The following is a 2,004-nucleotide window of genomic DNA, read 5'->3' on the forward strand; positions in this document are numbered from 1 at the left end:
TTTTATGAATAAAACTTAAGTTAGGTATAACACCTAATGGATCATTAGCTTTGTAATGTTTCCCACCTTTTTCCATCTCATAAGTGATATTAGACAATTGTCCACCTACAGATATATAGTTACCATCTTCTAAATGAACTAAACCTGCTGGATTATAATAAACTGCCTCTGTTGTTAACGTCGCATTTTGAGCAGTATTACCCATATATGCTGGTGTTGAATTAGCAAGTGCATCTATACTTGCTCCATATGATACCGTACTTAATAAAGCTATGCATCCAAATAATATTTTTTTCATTATCCTCTCCTTTTTTCTTTTTTGTTAATTACTAGTGTAATATAACATCTATTTTTTTAAAAGTCAAGGTTTAGGATAATCCTTGTTTTTGTTATCTTTTAAAAATCAATCTCTTGATTAAGTAACACAAAGAATATAAAAAAGTTTTAAATCATTCCTCCCTGAGGTATAATAATTATATAGAAAAATAAAAGGAGTTAAGATGTATATAGAAATAGCTAAGGAGATAAAAAATATCAACGGTCACCTATATATTGTAGGAGGAGCTATAAGAGATTTTTTTCTCTATAATAAACCTATCGAAGAAAATTCAAATATAGATATAGAAATTTTAGGAGTTACAGCAAAAGAAATAGAAAAAATATTAAATAATTTTGGAAGATGGAAATTAGTTGGTAGTCTCTTCAAAGTTTATCTTATAGATAATTTAGAGATTACCCTACCTAGAGAGAAAAATGAATTTAGCCCCTCTTTAGATATAAAAACTTCTAGTCTAAATAGAGATTTGACCATTAATTCTCTCTATTATAACCCTTTGACAGAGGAGACTATAGATCTTTATAGAGGAAAGTTTGATATTAATAATAAAATCTTACACTATGTTGATAAAGAAACTTTTTTAGAAGACCCCCTTAGATTATTTAGAACTATTGAGTTAGCAGGAAGATTAGACTTTGAACTCTCACAAGATTTAAAGAAATTGATCTCGATAAATTTTCATCTTATCCAAAATATCCCAAAGGAAAGAATTATGGGGGAATTGGAAAAAATCCTTTTAAATCACAAAAGCCCTTCTAAAACCTTTAGATTACTAGATGAAGTTGGAGGAGTAGAAATCTTGTTCCCTAATCTATATAATTCCAAAAAAATAATTCAAGATAAAAAATTTCATCCTGAAGGAGATGTCTTTACTCATACCCTTATGACCCTTGACATTTTAAACCCATGTGACAGAACAATGGAACTTATGATAACTCTTTTATTTCATGACATTGGAAAAAACATCACACAAAATACTAATTTTAAAGGTCATACTAGAGCATCTAGGAATATGTTTTTAAACCTTATAGATAAATTTACAAACAATAAAAAATTGATATCTTCTGCTTCTAATTTAATTTTTTATCATGCTACTCCATTAATTCTCATGTTAAATAATAAGGTCAATAAAATAACTATAAGAAAATTAGCTATCAAAGTCAATATCCCCAATCTCCTAAAAGTCTATGAAGCTGACATTTTAGGAAGAGGACCGTTAGATAATTCCCAAGAATTAGATAACATTCAACAGATAAATTCTATCTATCATGAGATAAAAGAAGATTTAACACCTTTAGTCAATGGTAGCCACCTCCTTGCATGGGGTTATAAAAGTGGAAAAGAATTTAAAAAGATATTAAATCATCTATACATATTACAATTAGAGGAGAAATTTAATAATTTAGAAGAAGCAAAAAATATAGTTAAAAATATATGGTCTAATATTTAAAATTAAGATCAAAAACCTTTGACATAAACTTCTTTAAATAGTAGTAAAGAAAAGAGTTGAATATTTACAAAAATATCTAATTATGATATTCTTGTACTAGAATGATTAGGAGGATTTATGAATTTTTTTAAAAAAATGTTACTTTTAACCATCTTACTTTCCTTTATAGGTTGTTCTAAAAATACCTATATCAAAAATATTGAAAAAGGATATAGTA

1 protein-coding gene and 1 pseudogene are annotated in these 2,004 nt (G+C 27.0%); one reads left to right on the forward strand and one right to left on the reverse strand.

Annotation, left to right across the window (positions count from 1 at the left end; genetic code table 11):
• Positions 1–298, reverse strand: a pseudogene (locus WBG30_RS05620) (hypothetical protein); the annotation flags it as partial.
• Positions 299–500: 202 nt separating this feature from the next.
• Between WBG30_RS05620 and WBG30_RS05625 the strand changes: the two are divergent.
• Positions 501–1,787, forward strand: a complete 1,287-nt coding sequence (locus WBG30_RS05625; RefSeq protein WP_424503666.1) for an HD domain-containing protein — start codon at positions 501–503, stop codon at positions 1,785–1,787.
• Positions 1,788–2,004 lie beyond the last annotated feature (217 nt).

This window comes from Psychrilyobacter sp., from assembly GCF_049671765.1.
Lineage (GTDB): Bacteria > Fusobacteriota > Fusobacteriia > Fusobacteriales > Fusobacteriaceae > Psychrilyobacter.